This is a genomic window from Streptomyces sp. SID1328 (assembly GCF_009865595.1).
Taxonomy (GTDB): Bacteria; Actinomycetota; Actinomycetes; order Streptomycetales; family Streptomycetaceae; genus Streptomyces; species Streptomyces griseoluteus.
This window is the reverse complement of record NZ_WWKH01000816.1, coordinates 1-289: the sequence shown is the minus strand read 5'-3', so window position 1 is coordinate 289 and position 289 is coordinate 1. Positions and strand designations below refer to the sequence as shown.

1 pseudogene is annotated in these 289 nt (G+C 66.8%); it reads left to right on the top strand.

Annotated features, from left to right (window positions below):
• A pseudogene (locus tag GT030_RS25910) lies at positions 1–289 on the top strand (hypothetical protein); the annotation flags it as partial.

Sequence of the window (289 nt, the reverse complement as noted above, 5' to 3'; positions counted from 1 at the left end):
GCAACGGCAACAGCAAGGGCAACGAGGGCAACAACAGCAAGGGCAACGAGGGCAACGGGGGCAAGGGCAACGACCGGGACGACGACGACAACGACAACGAGGGCAAGGGCGGCTACGAGGGCCGTATCCAGATCAACGAGCGCTCGTACTCCACGCACCCCGGTGACTGCATCACCGTGGTCAGCGGTCTGGGCGCGAAGTCCCTGAACGTCCGCAACGACACCCGCAAGGCCGTCGAGGTCTTCCGCGGGGCCGTCTGCGACAACGGCGCTCCCATCGCCACCGTCGG